Origin of the sequence: Pseudoalteromonas sp. NZS37, from assembly GCF_015864265.1 — a bacterium.
Classification (GTDB): domain Bacteria; phylum Pseudomonadota; class Gammaproteobacteria; order Enterobacterales; family Alteromonadaceae; genus Pseudoalteromonas; species Pseudoalteromonas arctica.
Map to the genome: position 1 here is coordinate 504,513 of NZ_JADYXL010000001.1, position 15,510 is coordinate 520,022.

General features: G+C 40.6%; 19 protein-coding genes and 3 tRNA genes. 5 read left to right on the plus strand and 17 right to left on the minus strand.

The genetic code is table 11. The features are described 5' to 3' along the window. Nucleotides 1-29: 29 nt before the first annotated feature. The 8 genes from I6F47_RS02290 to I6F47_RS02325 form a co-directional block, all read right to left on the minus strand. Nucleotides 30-800: a TIGR04219 family outer membrane beta-barrel protein gene (locus I6F47_RS02290; protein ID WP_007580285.1), complete on the minus strand. Its 771-nt coding sequence runs from the start codon at nt 798-800 to the stop codon at nt 30-32. Between the two features lie 3 nt (nt 801-803). Then, complete coding sequence (locus I6F47_RS02295) at nt 804-1,790, minus strand: DUF2333 family protein (RefSeq protein WP_007580283.1); 987 nt, start codon at nt 1,788-1,790, stop codon at nt 804-806. A gap of 8 nt (nt 1,791-1,798) precedes the next feature. Next, entirely contained in the window at nt 1,799-2,308 is a 510-nt protein-coding gene (locus tag I6F47_RS02300) for a copper chaperone PCu(A)C (protein WP_165721260.1), read from the minus strand. A gap of 79 nt (nt 2,309-2,387) precedes the next feature. Next, on the minus strand, nt 2,388-2,714 hold the full coding sequence (locus I6F47_RS02305; RefSeq protein WP_010554260.1) for a hypothetical protein: 327 nt from the start codon (nt 2,712-2,714) through the stop codon (nt 2,388-2,390). 172 nt (nt 2,715-2,886) lie between these two features. Next, nucleotides 2,887-3,093 carry a PspC domain-containing protein gene (locus I6F47_RS02310; RefSeq protein ID WP_008172691.1) on the minus strand — a complete coding sequence of 69 codons (207 nt, stop codon included), beginning with the start codon at nt 3,091-3,093 and terminating at the stop codon, nt 2,887-2,889. A gap of 9 nt (nt 3,094-3,102) precedes the next feature. After that, nucleotides 3,103-3,783: a PspA/IM30 family protein gene (locus tag I6F47_RS02315; protein WP_165721146.1), complete on the minus strand. Its 681-nt coding sequence runs from the start codon at nt 3,781-3,783 to the stop codon at nt 3,103-3,105. Nucleotides 3,784-4,027: 244 nt separating this feature from the next. Beyond that, complete coding sequence (gene dusA, locus I6F47_RS02320; RefSeq protein ID WP_024589770.1) at nt 4,028-4,960, minus strand: tRNA dihydrouridine(20/20a) synthase DusA; 933 nt, start codon at nt 4,958-4,960, stop codon at nt 4,028-4,030. A gap of 123 nt (nt 4,961-5,083) precedes the next feature. Then, nucleotides 5,084-5,704: a MarC family protein gene (locus tag I6F47_RS02325; protein ID WP_024589771.1), complete on the minus strand. Its 621-nt coding sequence runs from the start codon at nt 5,702-5,704 to the stop codon at nt 5,084-5,086. A 95-nt stretch (nt 5,705-5,799) separates the two neighbouring features. Here I6F47_RS02325 and I6F47_RS02330 point away from each other — a divergent pair, with 95 nt between their 5' ends. The 3 genes from I6F47_RS02330 to I6F47_RS02340 all read left to right on the plus strand — a co-directional run bounded on the left by I6F47_RS02330 (nt 5,800) and on the right by I6F47_RS02340 (nt 7,205). Further along, nucleotides 5,800-6,237, plus strand: a complete 438-nt coding sequence (locus I6F47_RS02330) for a transcriptional repressor (RefSeq protein WP_007580267.1) — start codon at nt 5,800-5,802, stop codon at nt 6,235-6,237. Nucleotides 6,238-6,312: 75 nt separating this feature from the next. Further along, nucleotides 6,313-6,780, plus strand: coding sequence for a chemotaxis protein CheX (locus I6F47_RS02335; RefSeq protein ID WP_007580265.1), 468 nt, complete (start codon nt 6,313-6,315; stop codon nt 6,778-6,780). Continuing rightward, nucleotides 6,777-7,205, plus strand: coding sequence for a secondary thiamine-phosphate synthase enzyme YjbQ (locus I6F47_RS02340; protein WP_024589772.1), 429 nt, complete (start codon nt 6,777-6,779; stop codon nt 7,203-7,205). Before I6F47_RS02335 ends, I6F47_RS02340 begins: the two co-directional genes overlap by 4 nt. Nucleotides 7,206-7,436: 231 nt before the next feature. Here the strand turns inward: I6F47_RS02340 and I6F47_RS02345 are convergent. The 4 genes from I6F47_RS02345 to orn form a co-directional block, all read right to left on the minus strand. Further along, nucleotides 7,437-7,512: transfer RNA gene (locus I6F47_RS02345), tRNA-Gly, on the minus strand. Nucleotides 7,513-7,555: 43 nt separating this feature from the next. Continuing rightward, nucleotides 7,556-7,631, minus strand: a tRNA-Gly gene (locus I6F47_RS02350). 96 nt (nt 7,632-7,727) lie between these two features. Then, nucleotides 7,728-7,803: transfer RNA gene (locus I6F47_RS02355), tRNA-Gly, on the minus strand. A gap of 261 nt (nt 7,804-8,064) precedes the next feature. Next, on the minus strand, nt 8,065-8,610 hold the full coding sequence (gene orn / locus I6F47_RS02360; RefSeq protein ID WP_007585019.1) for an oligoribonuclease: 546 nt from the start codon (nt 8,608-8,610) through the stop codon (nt 8,065-8,067). 121 nt (nt 8,611-8,731) lie between these two features. Here orn and rsgA point away from each other — a divergent pair, with 121 nt between their 5' ends. Together rsgA and asd are read left to right on the plus strand one after the other, a co-directional pair. After that, a complete protein-coding gene (rsgA, locus tag I6F47_RS02365; RefSeq protein ID WP_024589774.1) occupies nt 8,732-9,790 on the plus strand; it encodes a small ribosomal subunit biogenesis GTPase RsgA in 1,059 nt (352 codons plus the stop codon). Nucleotides 9,791-9,805: 15 nt separating this feature from the next. Beyond that, the gene (asd, locus tag I6F47_RS02370) at nt 9,806-10,672 is read left to right on the plus strand and encodes an archaetidylserine decarboxylase (RefSeq protein ID WP_197183240.1); all 867 of its coding nucleotides are present in this window, start codon (nt 9,806-9,808) and stop codon (nt 10,670-10,672) included. A gap of 393 nt (nt 10,673-11,065) precedes the next feature. On the opposite strand, the gene I6F47_RS02375 is transcribed toward asd, so the two are convergent. The 5 genes from I6F47_RS02375 to I6F47_RS02395 are packed head-to-tail and all read right to left on the minus strand — an operon-like array spanning nt 11,066 to nt 15,406. Next, the gene (locus I6F47_RS02375) at nt 11,066-11,815 is read right to left on the minus strand and encodes a HesA/MoeB/ThiF family protein (RefSeq protein ID WP_197183241.1); all 750 of its coding nucleotides are present in this window, start codon (nt 11,813-11,815) and stop codon (nt 11,066-11,068) included. A 35-nt stretch (nt 11,816-11,850) separates the two neighbouring features. Next, entirely contained in the window at nt 11,851-13,386 is a 1,536-nt protein-coding gene (gene thiE / locus I6F47_RS02380; RefSeq protein WP_197183242.1) for a thiamine phosphate synthase, read from the minus strand. 10 nt (nt 13,387-13,396) lie between these two features. After that, complete coding sequence (locus tag I6F47_RS02385) at nt 13,397-14,188, minus strand: thiazole synthase (protein WP_197183243.1); 792 nt, start codon at nt 14,186-14,188, stop codon at nt 13,397-13,399. A gap of 5 nt (nt 14,189-14,193) precedes the next feature. Beyond that, a complete protein-coding gene (gene thiS / locus I6F47_RS02390; RefSeq protein ID WP_197183244.1) occupies nt 14,194-14,388 on the minus strand; it encodes a sulfur carrier protein ThiS in 195 nt (64 codons plus the stop codon). Between the two features lie 7 nt (nt 14,389-14,395). Next, entirely contained in the window at nt 14,396-15,406 is a 1,011-nt protein-coding gene (locus I6F47_RS02395) for an FAD-dependent oxidoreductase (protein WP_024589779.1), read from the minus strand. Nucleotides 15,407-15,510: the final 104 nt, after the last annotated feature.

A 15,510-nucleotide genomic window follows, 5' to 3' on the forward strand; every position in this document is an offset into this window, starting at 1 on the left:
CCACGCTTTGTTTAATTAGAAAATACTAATTAAAAATGAACCTGAATACCCGCAAATGGGCCAGATGCATCAATATCAGTAGTAATATCATCTACATCATCAAGTTCTAATACCATAGAGCGGTAACCGGCTTTAACAGCAACATCTACTGCCAAGTTATCAATAAGTTCCCACGCCACGCCTACTTGGTAATCTTGTACTTTACTGTCGTCAATAGCCAAAAAGCTACCTTCAAAAAATACACTTAAACCAGTAAATGGTAAGCCTGCTTCGGCACGGCCGTATGCAAGAGGAACAAAACCAGAGAAGTCTTTGGTTTCGGTAAAGTTAGTACCACCATTTTGGGTAGTGCCGCTTACAACAATATCACCGTCAAACTGTTTAGCATTTAAACCTAGGTCTATTGAAATTAAGTCATTATCAAAAATTTCATAATAAAAAATATAATCAATATGCGTTAAATCACTTACCGTATTTACAGTAGAACCAACAACATAATCAGAACCATTAAAGCTAAATGTATCTGTAAGCAGCGCAGAACCATTTAACTCAAGCTCTGTATACTTTAATTTGATATTTGGTACTAACGGCACTGGGTGCTCAAGCGCCGCGTAATAACTTACAAAAGTCTCATCTTCAAAATTAAAATCTTGAGATGCATTATTTTTGTAAGAAAATTGGCCATCGTTATCTGACTTCCATCCATCAACACCTACGTATAAACCTAGTAGAGTGTCAGCTTGCGCTGCTGGTGCTAAACATGCCATTGAAAGGGCTGCTGCTAAACAATACTTTTTCATTTTTTATCCTTGAGCTAGTAGTTCGCTAAGTTCGATTAAAGCCGCATTGGCTCTAGAAATATAATTTGCCATAACTAAAGAGTGGTTAGCAACATAGCCAAAACCATTCCCGTTTAAAATAAGTGGGCTCCACACTGTTTCTTGGGTTGCCTCAAGCTCACGTATAATTTGTTGAACGCTTACACGCGCATTTTTCTTTTCAAGTACATCAGCAAAGTCGTACTCTATCGCTTGTAAAAAATGTAGTAATGCCCAAGTAGCACCGCGCGACTCGTAAAATACATCGTCAATTTCTAACCACGGTGTTCTTACTTGCTGCTGCAGTGGAGCAAGAGTTGCTTGTTTATTAGATGAATTACCCGCTAAATCGGTGTTCACTTTTTCTTGGCCTACACTGGCACTTAAACGCTGACTTAAGCTACCTAAACGTTTTTCAGCTTCTTTAAGCCAACTACGTAAGTTATCTGCTCGTGCGTAAAATTGGCTATCGCGCTCATGCTCGTTAGCAATTTGTCCACGATATACCATTAAATAATCAATACCTTTTTGATACTCACCTTCAGCACTTGGCCATGCCCATGCTTCAGAGCTAATATTAAACTGTGGCTGCGCCTTTTTAAGTGCTTCATGTTCCGTTGATTGTGATTGCGAACGGCTAAAATCTTTTCGCATAGAAAGCGACAAATCACGCACCATTTCTAGCGCGCCATATTCCCACGCCGGCATATCATCCATAATAATACTTGGTGGTATTACATCATTTGATAAGTAGCCACCGGGTTTATCTAGTAAGGTATTTGCTACTGTAATTAATGTAGAAGTAGTTACATAACCCGTAACTATTTTTTCATTACGAAGCTGCGCTTGCTCTTTGGCGTTTGCAACAACATCAAAACGTGAAGGCTCAGTGCTCCAATAAACAGCAATTGCGTAAAATATGATAAGCAGTAAAACAACTATTCCTGCTATTTTTCCTTTGTGTTGCGACATGTGTACTCCTAGTGATGAGCGTGTTGAGTAGATGGTTTTGACTGCGTAGCTTGCGCTTCAAGCGACACGACTTGAGCATTAGTGAACAAGCGATTACCGTCACTAAAATATAGCGTGAGTTTGCGTTCTTGCCCTACTTTTAATGGCTCTTGTGGTTCAAATACCATTAAATGATAACCGCCAGGTTGAAAACTGACACTTTCGTGCGCTTTAATTTCAACTGATTCAACTTGTTGCATTTTCATCATGCCGTCTACATGTGAATGCTCGTGTATTTCAACACGCCCTAAGCCATCAATAGTTGCCTTAGTTAAAGTTGCTGCGGCTCCACTGTGATTTATTAGCGTTAAATAACCTACAGTTGAAGTACTGCCAGGTAAAAACTCTCTAACTTGCGCGTTAGTTACTTCGAGCACAGCCACATCAGAACCATGATCGTGCCCTGAGTGCGCCGCCAACGATGACGAAAAAAAACTAAATATTAATGCAGAAGCCATCGAAAAACATAGTTTCATCATCATTCTTATCCTTATGAAAACTTTAAATTACAGGCTAAATTTAACATAGTTAACCTATAATAGTCAGTCAAATTAAGGATTAAGAGGCTACTTTTTTGTTATCGGCAACAAGCCAACACAACACTGCAACAAATAGTAACGGCCATGCAATCATTATAGATCCGAATAAAAGCGCTAAAACAGTCCCTGCTAATGCCACTACACCCGCACCAACTAATCCCATAGTAATTAAAGCCACTACAGCAACTACAGCAACAATTGCGGCCAAAGCACCTACAAGCTCAAGCCCAGCCCAGCTAATATCAGCAATCCATAACGGCAACTGCCAAGAATCAATCTGCACAAACGTTATTAAATCAGTAAACAGTAATAAATAGATAATTACACATACTGCCAAAGCTTTCATAGTAATTCTCCTTATACTAACCGGCTTATATATGAGGTCGATTTAATGATAAGAAAATTGCGCTATAACTAGGCAAAAATTTTTATATCTAGTTGTTCTAAATAAAAATTTTTAACAACGTTATAGAGTGATTTAATTCGTTAAATTGTTCAAATATTTATGCCTATTGGTATTAATACTCTTTATTTTCAAGGCAGCAATGCGCTATAAAATAACCAAGTGCAATTGCAAACGGAAAACTCAAAAACAACAAAATAGTAACTACGCGTGTTGCCCATACAGGAAAGTCCAATCTATGAGCTAAACCACTACAAACACCCGATATTTTTTTATTTAGAGTATCTTTATACCAACCTCGTTGACGATTAAAGCTGTTCATAGCAATCTCCTAAGCAGTTTGTTTTAAATTAGTATTTAAGTTCGCTTTTAAGCGAGCCAGTTCAGCATCAATTTTTTCATTTTTAACTAACGACTCAATTTGGGCACTCGTAGAGCTTGCTGTATCAGTCAGCTCATAAGCCTCTACTTGAGCTTCAATACCTTCAACACGCTGCTCTATTTGTTCAAAACGAGACAACGCATGAGCTACTTTATCGCTTTGTAGTTGCGTACTGATCCGCCCTCTAGCAATAGCAACATTATGACGCTGCATTAACTGAGCTTGCTTAGTTTTAGCCATAGCCATTTTTTGCTGCAGACGCTCACAATCAACCTTAATTTTTGCAATAGACTCTTGCAGTGTTTCTAGTTGAGTTTGCTTATTTTCAATGCTTTCGTTAACGCGCTGCTTTTCAAGTAAGGCAGACTTAGCAAGGTCATCACTGCCCTTCTCAACCGCACGTTCTGCTTTAACTTGCCAAGCTGCTAATTCTGTTTTTTTAGTATCAATTTGGCGATTAATTATTTTCTCTTCACACAATAAAGCGGCTGCTGTACTACGGCACTCATTCAACGCATCTTGCATCTCGGTAAGCATCAAGTTTAAAAGTTTTTCTGGGTCTTCAGCTTTATCAAGCATAGCGACAATGTTTGATTGAATTACATCATTTACGCGGTTAAATATTCCCATGGTATTCTCCTGTTGATTTTTAATTAATTTCAACAAGAAGATTCCAAGAGTTGTGCCAAGTTCATCAAAACAAAAATAAAACATTTAAAATCATAGTGATAAACAATAAGCACTCTAGTTTTTAGTGACTTCCAGCTGAACAGCATAGAGTGTAATTGGCCAATAAATTATGCTTTTGACTAATATTTAGGATCAAAAAAGCCACTCGAAAGTGGCTTAAATTTAGAACTTTTAAAGCTTAGCTTTATTCTGGTACAAAGCTTAATGCTTTATCCATTACCGATAAATCAGCTTGCTTACCATGACCACTTTCAGAAAGGTGGCGTCTAAAACCTCGTGCACCAGGCTGCCCCTGAAAAATACCGAGCATGTGACGTGCAATATGCCAAAAATTAGCACCCAAACGCATTTCTTCTTCAATGTAGCTGTACATTGAGCGCACTACGTCGTGGCGTGATTGTGTGTTTGCAGCATCACCATAAATTTTCTCATCAACGTCATTGAGCATAAATGGGTTACTGTAAGCTTCACGCCCAATCATTACACCATCAATATGTTGTAGATGTTCTAGGCTCTGCTCAATTGTTTTAACGCCGCCATTTAGGCTTAAGTCTAGCTGCGGATAATCTTTTTTAAGTTGATAAACACGTGGGTAATCAAGCGGTGGGACTTCACGATTTTCTTTCGGGCTTAAACCATTGAGCCATGCTTTACGAGCATGAATAATAAAATCATCACACCCTACTTTATGAGACGCTTCAATAAGCGCACATAAAAACTCATACGAATCTTGCTCATCAATACCAATACGCGTTTTAACAGTTACAGGAATACTTACTTCGCTTTTCATTGCTGCAACACACTCAGCAACTAATTGAGGCTCAGCCATTAAGCATGCGCCAAATCGACCATTTTGAACTCTGTCTGACGGGCAACCTACATTTAAATTTATTTCGTCATAGCCACGCTCACCTGCCAGTTTTGCACATTGCGCAAGCGCTTTAGGATCAGAGCCACCAAGTTGCAGTGCAACTGGGCCTTCGTGTTTATTAAAATGTAAGTAGTCGCCTCGACCAAATAAAATAGCCCCTGTGGTTATCATTTCAGTATAAAGCACAGTATGTTTAGTCATTTTGCGATGAAAAGTACGACAATGGCGATCAGTCCAATCAAGCATTGGTGCCACAGAAAAGCGTCTATCCAAAGTACATTTATTCAAAGCAAACCTCAGGGTATTAAAGTTATTAAGCACAGCTTAAAAGGCGCTGCATTTTACACAAAAGCCTGGCAGGCATCAATGTTAAGAGAACACCTGCAAGCCAAAATAATGGGCTATGCCATTTAAAATATTAGTAACGGCAACCGAGCTTAAAATAAGCCCCATAATTCTACTTATTATACTTGCGCCACTGTCACCAATTAATTTATGTACATGCGTTGCAAGTAGTAACAAAACCAGTACAACTGCTAATACAGCAAGCATCATTGAAGACGTTAGTAACTGCTCAACCCAGGTATACTCTTCATTACGAGTCATTAATACGGCGCCTAACATAGCGCCAGGGCTCGCGATAGACGGAATCGCAAGCGGAAAAATAGCGGTTTCAGTGCTGTCGCGTACACTTTTAATTTCGGCTTCTGGTTTACTTTCACCAAATATCATTGAAAGTGCAAAAATAAGTAATATGATACCGCCGGCTATTTGAAAAGCCGAAAGTGGAATTTCAATTGCGTTAAGTAATTGCTCACCTGCGAGTACAAAAAATAAAAGCACTAATGCAGATACGCCTACCGCTTTAAATATAACTTTACGTTTAAACTTCTCATCATCACCACGTGTGACTGCAATAAATACAGGTACAGTGCCAATGGGGTCAATAACCGCAAAAAAGAAAATAAATATAGCCAATAGTTCGTGCATTACTGGGTTTCCTAGGTAAAAAGCGCTTAATAAAAACGCTGCAACTACAACACAGTATGTTAGTATATCACGGTAGCATAAGGATAAGAGTAATGATGAATATAGAATCACTCGTAAGTAAAGCAAAACAAGTTTGTGACAACCGTGGTGCGCGTTTTACGCCTATCCGCGAGAAAGTATTTCGTCTATTAGCCAGTGCACAAGGTGGTGTTGGTGCATACGATTTGCTTGAGCAATTAAAAGTAACTGAAACAGGTGCTAAACCTGCAACTATTTATCGTGCATTAGACTTTTTAGCTGAACTAGGTTTTATTCATAAAATTGAAAGCACAAATGCATTTATGCTGTGCCATCATTTTGATCATATTCACCCGGTACAATTATTAATTTGCGATACATGTGGCTTTGTTAAAGAATTACACTCGAGTGTAATTTCGCATGAGCTTAATAATCTAGCTGCCGAAGGTGGCTTTGTCGTATCAGGGCAAACAATAGAAGCGCATGGTAAATGTGAATCTTGCAGAGCATCATAATCCTTCAAAGTTATCCTTAGTGACTATACTCAAACTATATAGTCATTTCACAGAACAAATTTAAGAGTAGCCACTATGAATGTAGAATTCATCAATCCTTTTTTATCTTCTTTAATTAATGTTTTAAGCACTATGGCTCAAACTCAATTGAAGCCGGGTAAACCTCGCATTAAAACTGATGAGATAGCCTGTGGTGATGTATCAGGTTTGATTGGTATGGTTGGCCCGCAAACGCGTGGATCATTTTCAATTACATTTGATGAAGGATTAGCATTAACCATCATGGAGCGTATGCTTGGCGAACGCCCTGATACCATAGATGAAGAAGTTACCGATATGGTTGGCGAAATAACCAACATGGTAACTGGTGGTGCTAAAAATTTACTTGGCGAGAAAGGTTTCGACTTTGATATGGCAACGCCTATTGTGGTATCGGGTAAAGGTCATACAATTACTCATAAAAGCCAAGGTAAAAAAATCATCATGCCATTTAGTTGTGATGCTGGTAATGCAAACATTGAAGTTAGCTTCGATAAACTATGAGTTGGCAGCAAAAGCAAATTACATTAAAACCTCGCCCGCGAGGTTTTCATATAATTGATGACGAAATATTATCTCAACTTCCTGAACTGGCGAGTTACAAAATAGGCTTGTTACATTTATTTATTCAGCATACCTCAGCGAGCCTTACAATAAACGAAAATGCAGATCCCACTGTTCGTATGGACATGGAAAGCCATTTCAATAAATTCGTTCCTGAGCGTCAACCTTATTATCGCCACGATTATGAAGGTGACGACGACATGCCTGCACACATAAAAACCAGTACGTTAGGCTGTGAGCTAAGTATTCCTATTTCAAATGGTTATTTAGCGTTAGGTACATGGCAAGGCATTTATTTAGGTGAACATCGTGATTCTGGTGGCTCTAGACGAGTTATAGCAACTATTCAAGGGGAGCTATTTTAATAAAAGCTCTCGGTTTCAAAGTATTAACTCTTCCTACCTCACTCATATCTCATAACTTCAAAGTACGACACCTTTCTTGTAGGCGCTGAGCTCGCGCGAAGCGATAGCTTCTAACAACCAAAACTTCAATGCTGAATATTGCACATAGAATAAAGTAGATAAGAGAGATTTTAAATTATAATTTTATTTATGATTTTTAATACAGAAAATTTTGAAAGGATATAAAAAGATTGGAGCGGTACACGAGGCTCGAACTCGTGACCTCGACCTTGGCAAGGTCGCGCTCTACCAACTGAGCTAGTACCGCATTATATTTTCATTCAACACTACAATTTCTTTTGGTTAGAAATTGGAGCGGTACACGAGGCTCGAACTCGTGACCTCGACCTTGGCAAGGTCGCGCTCTACCAACTGAGCTAGTACCGCATTTTTCAGTTATTTTATTGATGCGCAATAAATTGCGTTCAACATCCTAGCAACTGAGCTAGCTTTTATTCACTTCAATTTCTTTTGGTTAGAAATTGGAGCGGTACACGAGGCTCGAACTCGTGACCTCGACCTTGGCAAGGTCGCGCTCTACCAACTGAGCTAGTACCGCATTTTTTATTTCTTCAGTTATTTTACGTTGGTGCGCGACAGGTCGCGTTCAACATTCTAGCAACTGAGCTAGTACCGCATTTTTTATTTCTTCAGTTATTTTACGTTGGTGCGCGACAGGTCGCGTTCAACATTCTAGCAACTGAGCTAGTACCGCATTTATTGATGGTAATTCAATCACTCAAACGCACTAACCCCGCGTGGGTTATCGTCTTGAGCGGGGCAGGATTCTACAATAATACAGTCTGTTTGCAAGTGTTTTTTACAAATTAAAGAAATTTTCTCTATAGACTTTTAATTCCATAATCGAATCTTTAATGTCATCCAAAGCAAGGTGTGAGCCTTTTTTGTTCACTTTTGCAAGCACTTCTGGTTTCCAGCGACGTGCTAATTCTTTAATAGTACTCACATCAAGATTTCTGTAATGAAAGAAGTCTTCAAGCTCGCGCATATATTTATTCATAAAGCGGCGGTCTTGACCAATTGAATTACCACACATTGGCGAAGTGCCTGCTGGTACCCACTGCTTTAAAAACGCTAAAGTTTGCTCTACAGCATAGGCTTCATCAAAGGTACTTGCTTTGCAGCGTGCTGTTAAACCCGACTTACCATGTTGAGTAGTACACCACTCGTCCATGCCATTTAGTAATTCATCACTTTGATGAATAGCTATAGTTGGCCCTTCGGCTAATATATTCAGGTCTGCGTCAGTGACAACCGTCGCAATTTCGAGTATTTTATCGGTCTCTGGTTCGAGCCCTGTCATTTCAAGATCGAGCCAAATTAAATTTGATTTATTAATAGTCATAATTACCTAAGCGGTGCTTTCCTTTAGATCCAACGCATTTCGATATATCATATTAGCATCAACCGTCGAGCTAAAGCTTTTTTTAGGAAAAGCGACATTTAACTAAGGTTATAGGCCTCCAGTGGCAAAACAAAAAAAATTAAGTAAAGGCCAATCGCGTCAGATCAAGGCCAATCACCAAAAGCGCATTAATAGCGCAGACTCAAGACCGGCTAAAAAAGGGGCGCAAGAATGGCAAACCGATAACTTAGGTCAGGTCGAGAGCGCAATTGTGATCAGTCGTTTTGGCCAACACGCCGATGTCGAAACTGAAAATGGCGATGTACTTCGCTGTAATATACGCCGTACTGTGTCTAATTTAGTATGTGGTGATGAAGTATTATTTCGCCGTGCCAAAGTAAGTGAAGGTGATTTAGCCGGTGTAATTGAAGCCACGCAAGAGCGTCGCTCGCAACTTACCCGCCCTGATTTTTACGACGGTGTTAAAGTTATTGCAGCCAACATTGATCAAATACTCATGGTATCGGCGGTATTACCCGAATTTACACCCAGTATTATCGACCGTTATTTAATAGCCTGTGAAGATATGGGCATTGAGCCAATTTTAGTGCTCAATAAAACCGATTTAATTGACGAAGCAGGCCTTAACGAAATACAAAAAGTTCTCGATATCTATCGTAAACTTGATTACCAAGTACTCCTTGTTAGTAATATATCAGGCGATGGTATTAATAAATTAAAAGAAGTACTTGTTGATAAAAATAATATTTTTGTTGGCCAAAGTGGTGTGGGTAAATCAACCCTCGTTAATACTGTATTGCCTAACGCTGAAATATTAACTAAAGAAGTATCTGAAAACAGCGGCTTAGGCCAGCACACAACAACAGTTTCGCGACTTCACCATTTACCAAGTGGCGGTAACCTAATCGACTCGCCAGGTATTCGTGAGTTTGGTTTATGGCATTTAGATGTTGAGCGTGTAACGTGGTGCTTTAAAGAGTTTAGAGAATTTATAGGCGGATGCCGCTTTAGAGACTGTAAACATTTAAACGATCCGGGTTGCATCGTTAAAGAAGCAGTAGCCGATGGAAGAATTTCTCAATTGCGCTTTGACAGCTACCACCGAATTTTAGAAACAATGGCCGATGGCCGTGCAGGCGCCCGTGCGCCTCGCGTATAATTTAGGAAAAATACTGTGAGTTTAGACAAATTTAAAATCGCAATGCAGTACGCAATGCCAAAACATTTTATTTCACGCGTAGTCGGCAAATTAGCTGCTGCAAAAGCGGGTGCTTTAACCACTACTTTAATTAAACTATTTATTAAGCAATATAAAGTAGATATGAGCGAAGCCCAATACCCAGATCCGGCTCATTATAAAAGCTTTAATGAATTTTTTACTCGCCCTTTAAAAGACGGCATGCGCCCAATGGTAGATGGTAGCAATATCATCATTCATCCAGTGGATGGCGCAATCAGCCAGCTAGGCGATATTGTTGACGGACAGCTAATACAAGCTAAAGGCCACGATTACAGCTTACAAGCGCTACTAGGCGGCTCACAAGATGATACAACACCATTTTTAGGCGGTAAGTTTGCAACGATTTATTTAGCACCTAAAGATTACCACCGTATTCATATGCCAGTTGATGGCACACTAAGCAAAATGATTTACGTGCCAGGTGATTTATTTTCAGTAAACCCACTTACAGCTCAAAACGTGCCTAACTTGTTTGCACGTAACGAACGGGTAGTCGCAATTTTTGAAACTGAGATTGGTCCGCTTGCTATGGTACTTGTTGGTGCAACAATTGTAGCCAGTATAGAAACTATTTGGGCAGGTACTGTCACGCCACCAGCAGGTAGCGATGTATTTAGTTGGAAATACCCAACCACTGGCGATAACGCTATCACGCTTAAAAAGGGTGAAGAGATGGGTCGCTTTAAATTAGGCTCTACTGTGGTACTAGCATGGGGAGCTGATAAAGCTGAAATACTGGATGACCAACTACCAGAAGTGGTTACTCGCTTAGGTACTGCGTTTGCAAAAATTAACGATTAAAATCAATCGTTAATTCGAAATTAAAAAAACCGCGTTTAATTAACGCGGTTTTTTATTTTGTAGGCGTGAAGCTTGCTCACGCGAAAAGCGCAGCTTTTAATATTTATAACTGATAACTATTAATTGGCTTCTCTAAAGCGAAGCGCCCTCTAAACCTCTTTGTGAATAAATCACTTAAAATCTTATTGCACTAAGAGAAGCAAAAGAGATGTAAATGAGAAGACATCTGGCATAGAAATTACGAGCTTTGCTCGTCACGCCAGCAAGCTGTGCATCTACAAGTTTGGTGTAAGAATTTTGATGTACTGTAGGCGTGAAGCTTGCTCACGCGAAAAGCGCAGCTTTTAATTCTTTAACGCCACATGTAATAACAGGCACAAGCCCCTCAAAAACCTATTTACCACACTCTTTACACTCTGAATCTTTAATCACTTTAAAGTGCTGCTGCTTTAAAGTAAGCGCATCAAAGGTTATAAACACCCCCCCCTCTGCATGCCCCATTAATAAGTTGAGCGTAAGTTGCGCCTGCATAGAGCCTATTACACCCAGTAGCGGGCTAATTACTCCTGCGTTACTGCAATTTATAACCGGTGTAGCTTCGCTTTGTGGAAAAACACAGCCATAGCACGGGCTATCACTTTGCCTAAAATCAAAGCCCATTAACTGCCCTTTGGTTGCCAATGCAGCACCCGAAATTAACGGTGTTTTATTAGCAATACAATAACAATTAACGCAATAGCGAGTGCTAAAGTTATCAGAGCAATCAAGTACGATGTCAGCACCTTTTAGCATGTTAACTGCATTACTCTCATCTAACTTTTGGCAATGCGTTACTATATCTATTTGATTATTCAGGCTCGCTAATACTTTACCCGCTGCAGCGACCTTGTTTTGCCCTAAGTGGTTTATTTTATAAAGCACTTGGCGCTGTAAATTTGAAAGCTCAACTTCGTCATCGTCAATTAAAATAAGCGTTCCAATGCCCGCCGCAGCTAAATACAAAAGTGCTGGGCTACCTAAACCACCAGCCCCCACTACTGCAACCGTTGAGGATTTAAGTGCTAACTGCCCTTCAAGCCCAACTTCTTTAAGCAATAAATGGCGACTGTAACGTAGGGTTTCTTTATCGCTTAGCTCATTCACGTTTATCAGCCTTGTTAGTATTACCCTTGTTAGTATTAATTGGCACTGCTTATGGCTACTTGCAGAGCGCTTATAGCTTCTACGTAATTATCAGCTTCGGTAATCGCACGCACTACGGCAACACTGCCCACGCCAGTTTTCGCTACCTGCTTTGCACGGCTTAAATCAATACCGCCTATTGCCACTGTTGGGTAGTTTTGCATAAGTGGTACAAATTTAATGAGCTTTTCAAGACCTTGTATTTGCCCTGTCATATCTTTTGTTGTGGTTGGGTAAATAGCACCAAATGCCATATAACTAGGGCGATAATTATGCGCACGTAGCATTTCATAAAAACCATGAGTAGAAAGCCCAAGCCTTAACCCCGCGTCTTTAATTGCCGCTAAATTAGCAATCTCTAAATCCTCTTGCCCTAAATGCACACCATATGCACCGTGCTTAATAGCTAACTGCCAGTAGTCGTTTATGAATACCTGTGCGTTGTATTGCTTGCCCAGCTCAACAGCTTGCTTAATAAGCTCATCCAGCTCGTCTTGCGTTTTATTTTTAACGCGTAACTGCGCTGTTTTAATGCCTTGTTGTAGACACTTTTCTAACCAATCGGTGCTATCAACAACCGCATATAAGCCCAGCGATTTACTTTCACACGGTGCAAAATCAGCAGCCATATTAAAATCAAGCGGCACATCAAAATCTAGTTCATCGCCCAGCCAGCTACCTGGCTCAATTACTTGTGGGTAGTCAGCTAAACTAGTGGGAAACGAGGTCTGAGCAACCGGTCCAATCCCCTCGCCGTAGCGTACAGACTGTTTTAGCCCTTGGTTTATATATGCTTTAGCTAAAATAAAGGCATCTTTTAATGGGTAGTCTTTAGCTAAACACGCAGCTATTACCGAAGCCATGCTACATCCGGTGCCGTGGTTATGCGGTGTTTGTATTTTTTGATTGCCAAGCCAATACTCTTCACCATTTTGCGTAAAATTATTTACACAATAATCAATACAATAGCCACTTGGGTAATCCCAATGTCCGCCTTTAATAACAACGGCTTTAGCGCCCCAGCTTAATAACTTATTAGCCGCTTCTTTTATTGCAGCTGCGCCAATTAAATACACACCGGTTAATAACTGTGTTTCGTGGGTGTTTGGGGTTATTACATCCACCAGCGGCAGTAAACATTCTTTAATTGCGCTTACCGTATCCTCTTCTGTTAGTAAGTCACCGCTTGAGGCAATAGCAACAGGGTCATATACAATAACGGGAGGCACTGGCCACTTAGTTTTATAATGACTTATATGTTCGCTGATCAACTGAATTTGCTGCACATTGGCTAACATGCCAATTTTTATCACTTTGGCTTTCATGTCTTTTTCAAGCGCTAGTAACTGCGATTCAATAATATCGGTAGACACTGCATTAATAGCCTCTACGCCTAAACTATTTTGTGCAGTAAGCGCCGTAATTGCCGTGCAGCCATGCACGCCAAAACTTTGCATTGCTTTTATATCAGCTTGAATGCCTGCACCGCCGCCCGAATCAGAGCCTGCAATTGTCCATACTACGTTATTCATATTTTTTCCTTCACTGCTGATGCCAAAATGGCATCCCCATTGTAGGGGTTGATGGAGCTGCTACGTCTTTTTCCGGCATCGCTTTTGCTTTGTATGCAAAGCGCCCCGCTTCAACTGCGGCTTTAAATGCGCGGCTCATAGTAATTGGGCAACCCGCCCCTGCAATGGCTGAATTTAATAATACCGCATCATACCCCATTTCGAGTGCTTGGCAGGCATGCGATGGCAAACCTAAACCTGCATCTACTATTAGTGTGGTATCAGGTAAGCGCTCCCGAATAGTTTTTAAATTATAGCTATTTAACAAGCCTTTACCGGTGCCTATTGGCGCACCCCACGGCATAAGCACCTCACATCCTAGCTCATTTAAACGCTGGCAAAGTACTAAGTCATCGGTGCAATAAGGCAGTACCTTAAAGCCATCATCAATCAATATTTTTGTGGCTTCAAGTAACGCAAAAGGGTCTGGTTGTAAATTGTAATCATCGCCAATCAGCTCTAGCTTAATCCAATCGGTGGCAAATACCTCTCGGCACATTTTTGCAAGCGTTATCGCTTCTTTAACACTGTGGCACCCTGCGGTATTAGGCAGTATTTTTAAGCCTGTATTTTTTATTAACTGCCAAAAGTCATCACCTGCCGCTGCACTTTGTTGGCGCCTAAGCGACACGGTTACAATTTCAGCCCCAGAGGCGACTATCGATTGAGTCATAATATCAGGCGACGGGTAAAGCGCAGAGCCTATTAACAAACGACTCTTTATTTGCTCTCCATAAATAGTTAAACAGTCTTTCGTTTGCATGAGCTTTATCCGCCTTGAATGGGTGACAGCAACTCAACACTGTCGCCTTCATTAAGTACATAGTTACTGTGCTGACTTTGTGGAATAAATTCGCTATTAATAGCCACAGCAAAAGGCGCGACTGCACCAAAACTTTGAAGTACCTCAACGAGTGCTTTGCTATTAACATTAAGTAGCTCGCCATTAATTGTAATATTCATTCTACTCTCACTCTATTCGTGAAACTGCTTGCGCCACTAATGCCGGCGCCAACATATAACCATGTCGATACAAACCGTTAATGCTAATTACATTACCAACTTGTGATACTTCTGGGCGGTTATCGCTAAATGCGGGGCGTAATCCGGTTTGAATACTAAGTAGTCGTGCTTCGGCAAACCCGCTGTGTACGGTATAAGCCGCTGAAAGTAACTCAAGAGTTGAGCGCACTGTTGCGGCGCCATTGTCTTGTGACTCTATTTCAGTCGCACCAATTACATATTCACTGTTAGGTTTAGGCGCTATATAAATTGGATAACGCGGGTGCATTAAACGCACGGGCCTGATTAAACTTACCTCTGGTGCGTATAACCTTGCTACTTCGCCGCGCACACCCCTGAGCGGTTTATCATCTTGGGTATTTTTAGCACCAAGCCCACGGCAATCAATAATGTAATCGAATGGTCGATTGTTTATTTTATTGTCGCTAATGGTTACGCGCTGATTAAATACAAACTTTACTTTGCGTTTGTTGAGCTGTGCAAAGCTGGCTTTATAAAATGCTTGGTTATCAATTTGCCCCTCGCAGGGTAAAAATAAGCCTTGGTTAAAACGCCCAGCAAGTTCAGGTTCAAGCATTGTAATTTGTTGAGCATTTATATGCTCGGCAGTGTGATCAGCTAGCGGTTTTATACGCTGTGCAAAGCTTTGTAAATCGCCTTTGTCCTGCTGGTGCGCAATGACCAAAGTGCCTTGCTGCTGAAAAAAAACCTCACTTTCAAGTTCTGCAATAATGCTGGGCCAGCGCTTCATTGAATCAAGACCCATTAAAGCTAAATCAGCCTCGCACAATACCGACTCTGCAAGTGGAGCAAGCATTGCTGCTGCCACTTTACCTGCGCTATTTTGTGTATGCTCGTCGTCTGCTTCAAACACCGTTACATGATGCAACTTACTTAGCTCAAGGGCAGCTAAGCGCCCTGCCAAACCAAAACCCACCACAGCAATGTTATAAAACATAAAACCTCCAAAAGCAGTTATTAGTAGGTGCAAACTCACTCGCACTTCTTCAATATTTAAAGAAGCGAGGTATAACACCTCACCTACGTCTGCATCTAACTTTT

Bases quoted from the DNA above. Each gene is read 5' to 3' on its own strand.
- I6F47_RS02290 (WP_007580285.1), bottom strand. From the start codon at position 800: ATGAAAAAGTATTGTTTAGCAGCAGCCCTTTCAATGGCATGTTTAGCA.
- I6F47_RS02295 (WP_007580283.1), bottom strand. From the start codon at position 1,790: ATGTCGCAACACAAAGGAAAAATAGCAGGAATAGTTGTTTTACTGCTT.
- I6F47_RS02300 (WP_165721260.1), bottom strand. From the start codon at position 2,308: ATGATGAAACTATGTTTTTCGATGGCTTCTGCATTAATATTTAGTTTT.
- I6F47_RS02305 (WP_010554260.1), bottom strand. From the start codon at position 2,714: ATGAAAGCTTTGGCAGTATGTGTAATTATCTATTTATTACTGTTTACT.
- I6F47_RS02310 (WP_008172691.1), bottom strand. From the start codon at position 3,093: ATGAACAGCTTTAATCGTCAACGAGGTTGGTATAAAGATACTCTAAAT.
- I6F47_RS02315 (WP_165721146.1), bottom strand. From the start codon at position 3,783: ATGGGAATATTTAACCGCGTAAATGATGTAATTCAATCAAACATTGTC.
- dusA (WP_024589770.1), bottom strand. From the start codon at position 4,960: ATGCTTGATTGGACTGATCGCCATTGTCGTACTTTTCATCGCAAAATG.
- I6F47_RS02325 (WP_024589771.1), bottom strand. From the start codon at position 5,704: ATGCACGAACTATTGGCTATATTTATTTTCTTTTTTGCGGTTATTGAC.
- I6F47_RS02330 (WP_007580267.1), top strand. From the start codon at position 5,800: ATGAATATAGAATCACTCGTAAGTAAAGCAAAACAAGTTTGTGACAAC.
- I6F47_RS02335 (WP_007580265.1), top strand. From the start codon at position 6,313: ATGAATGTAGAATTCATCAATCCTTTTTTATCTTCTTTAATTAATGTT.
- I6F47_RS02340 (WP_024589772.1), top strand. From the start codon at position 6,777: ATGAGTTGGCAGCAAAAGCAAATTACATTAAAACCTCGCCCGCGAGGT.
- orn (WP_007585019.1), bottom strand. From the start codon at position 8,610: ATGACTATTAATAAATCAAATTTAATTTGGCTCGATCTTGAAATGACA.
- thiE (WP_197183242.1), bottom strand. From the start codon at position 13,386: ATGAATAACGTAGTATGGACAATTGCAGGCTCTGATTCGGGCGGCGGT.
- I6F47_RS02385 (WP_197183243.1), bottom strand. From the start codon at position 14,188: ATGCAAACGAAAGACTGTTTAACTATTTATGGAGAGCAAATAAAGAGT.
- thiS (WP_197183244.1), bottom strand. From the start codon at position 14,388: ATGAATATTACAATTAATGGCGAGCTACTTAATGTTAATAGCAAAGCA.
- I6F47_RS02395 (WP_024589779.1), bottom strand. From the start codon at position 15,406: ATGTTTTATAACATTGCTGTGGTGGGTTTTGGTTTGGCAGGGCGCTTA.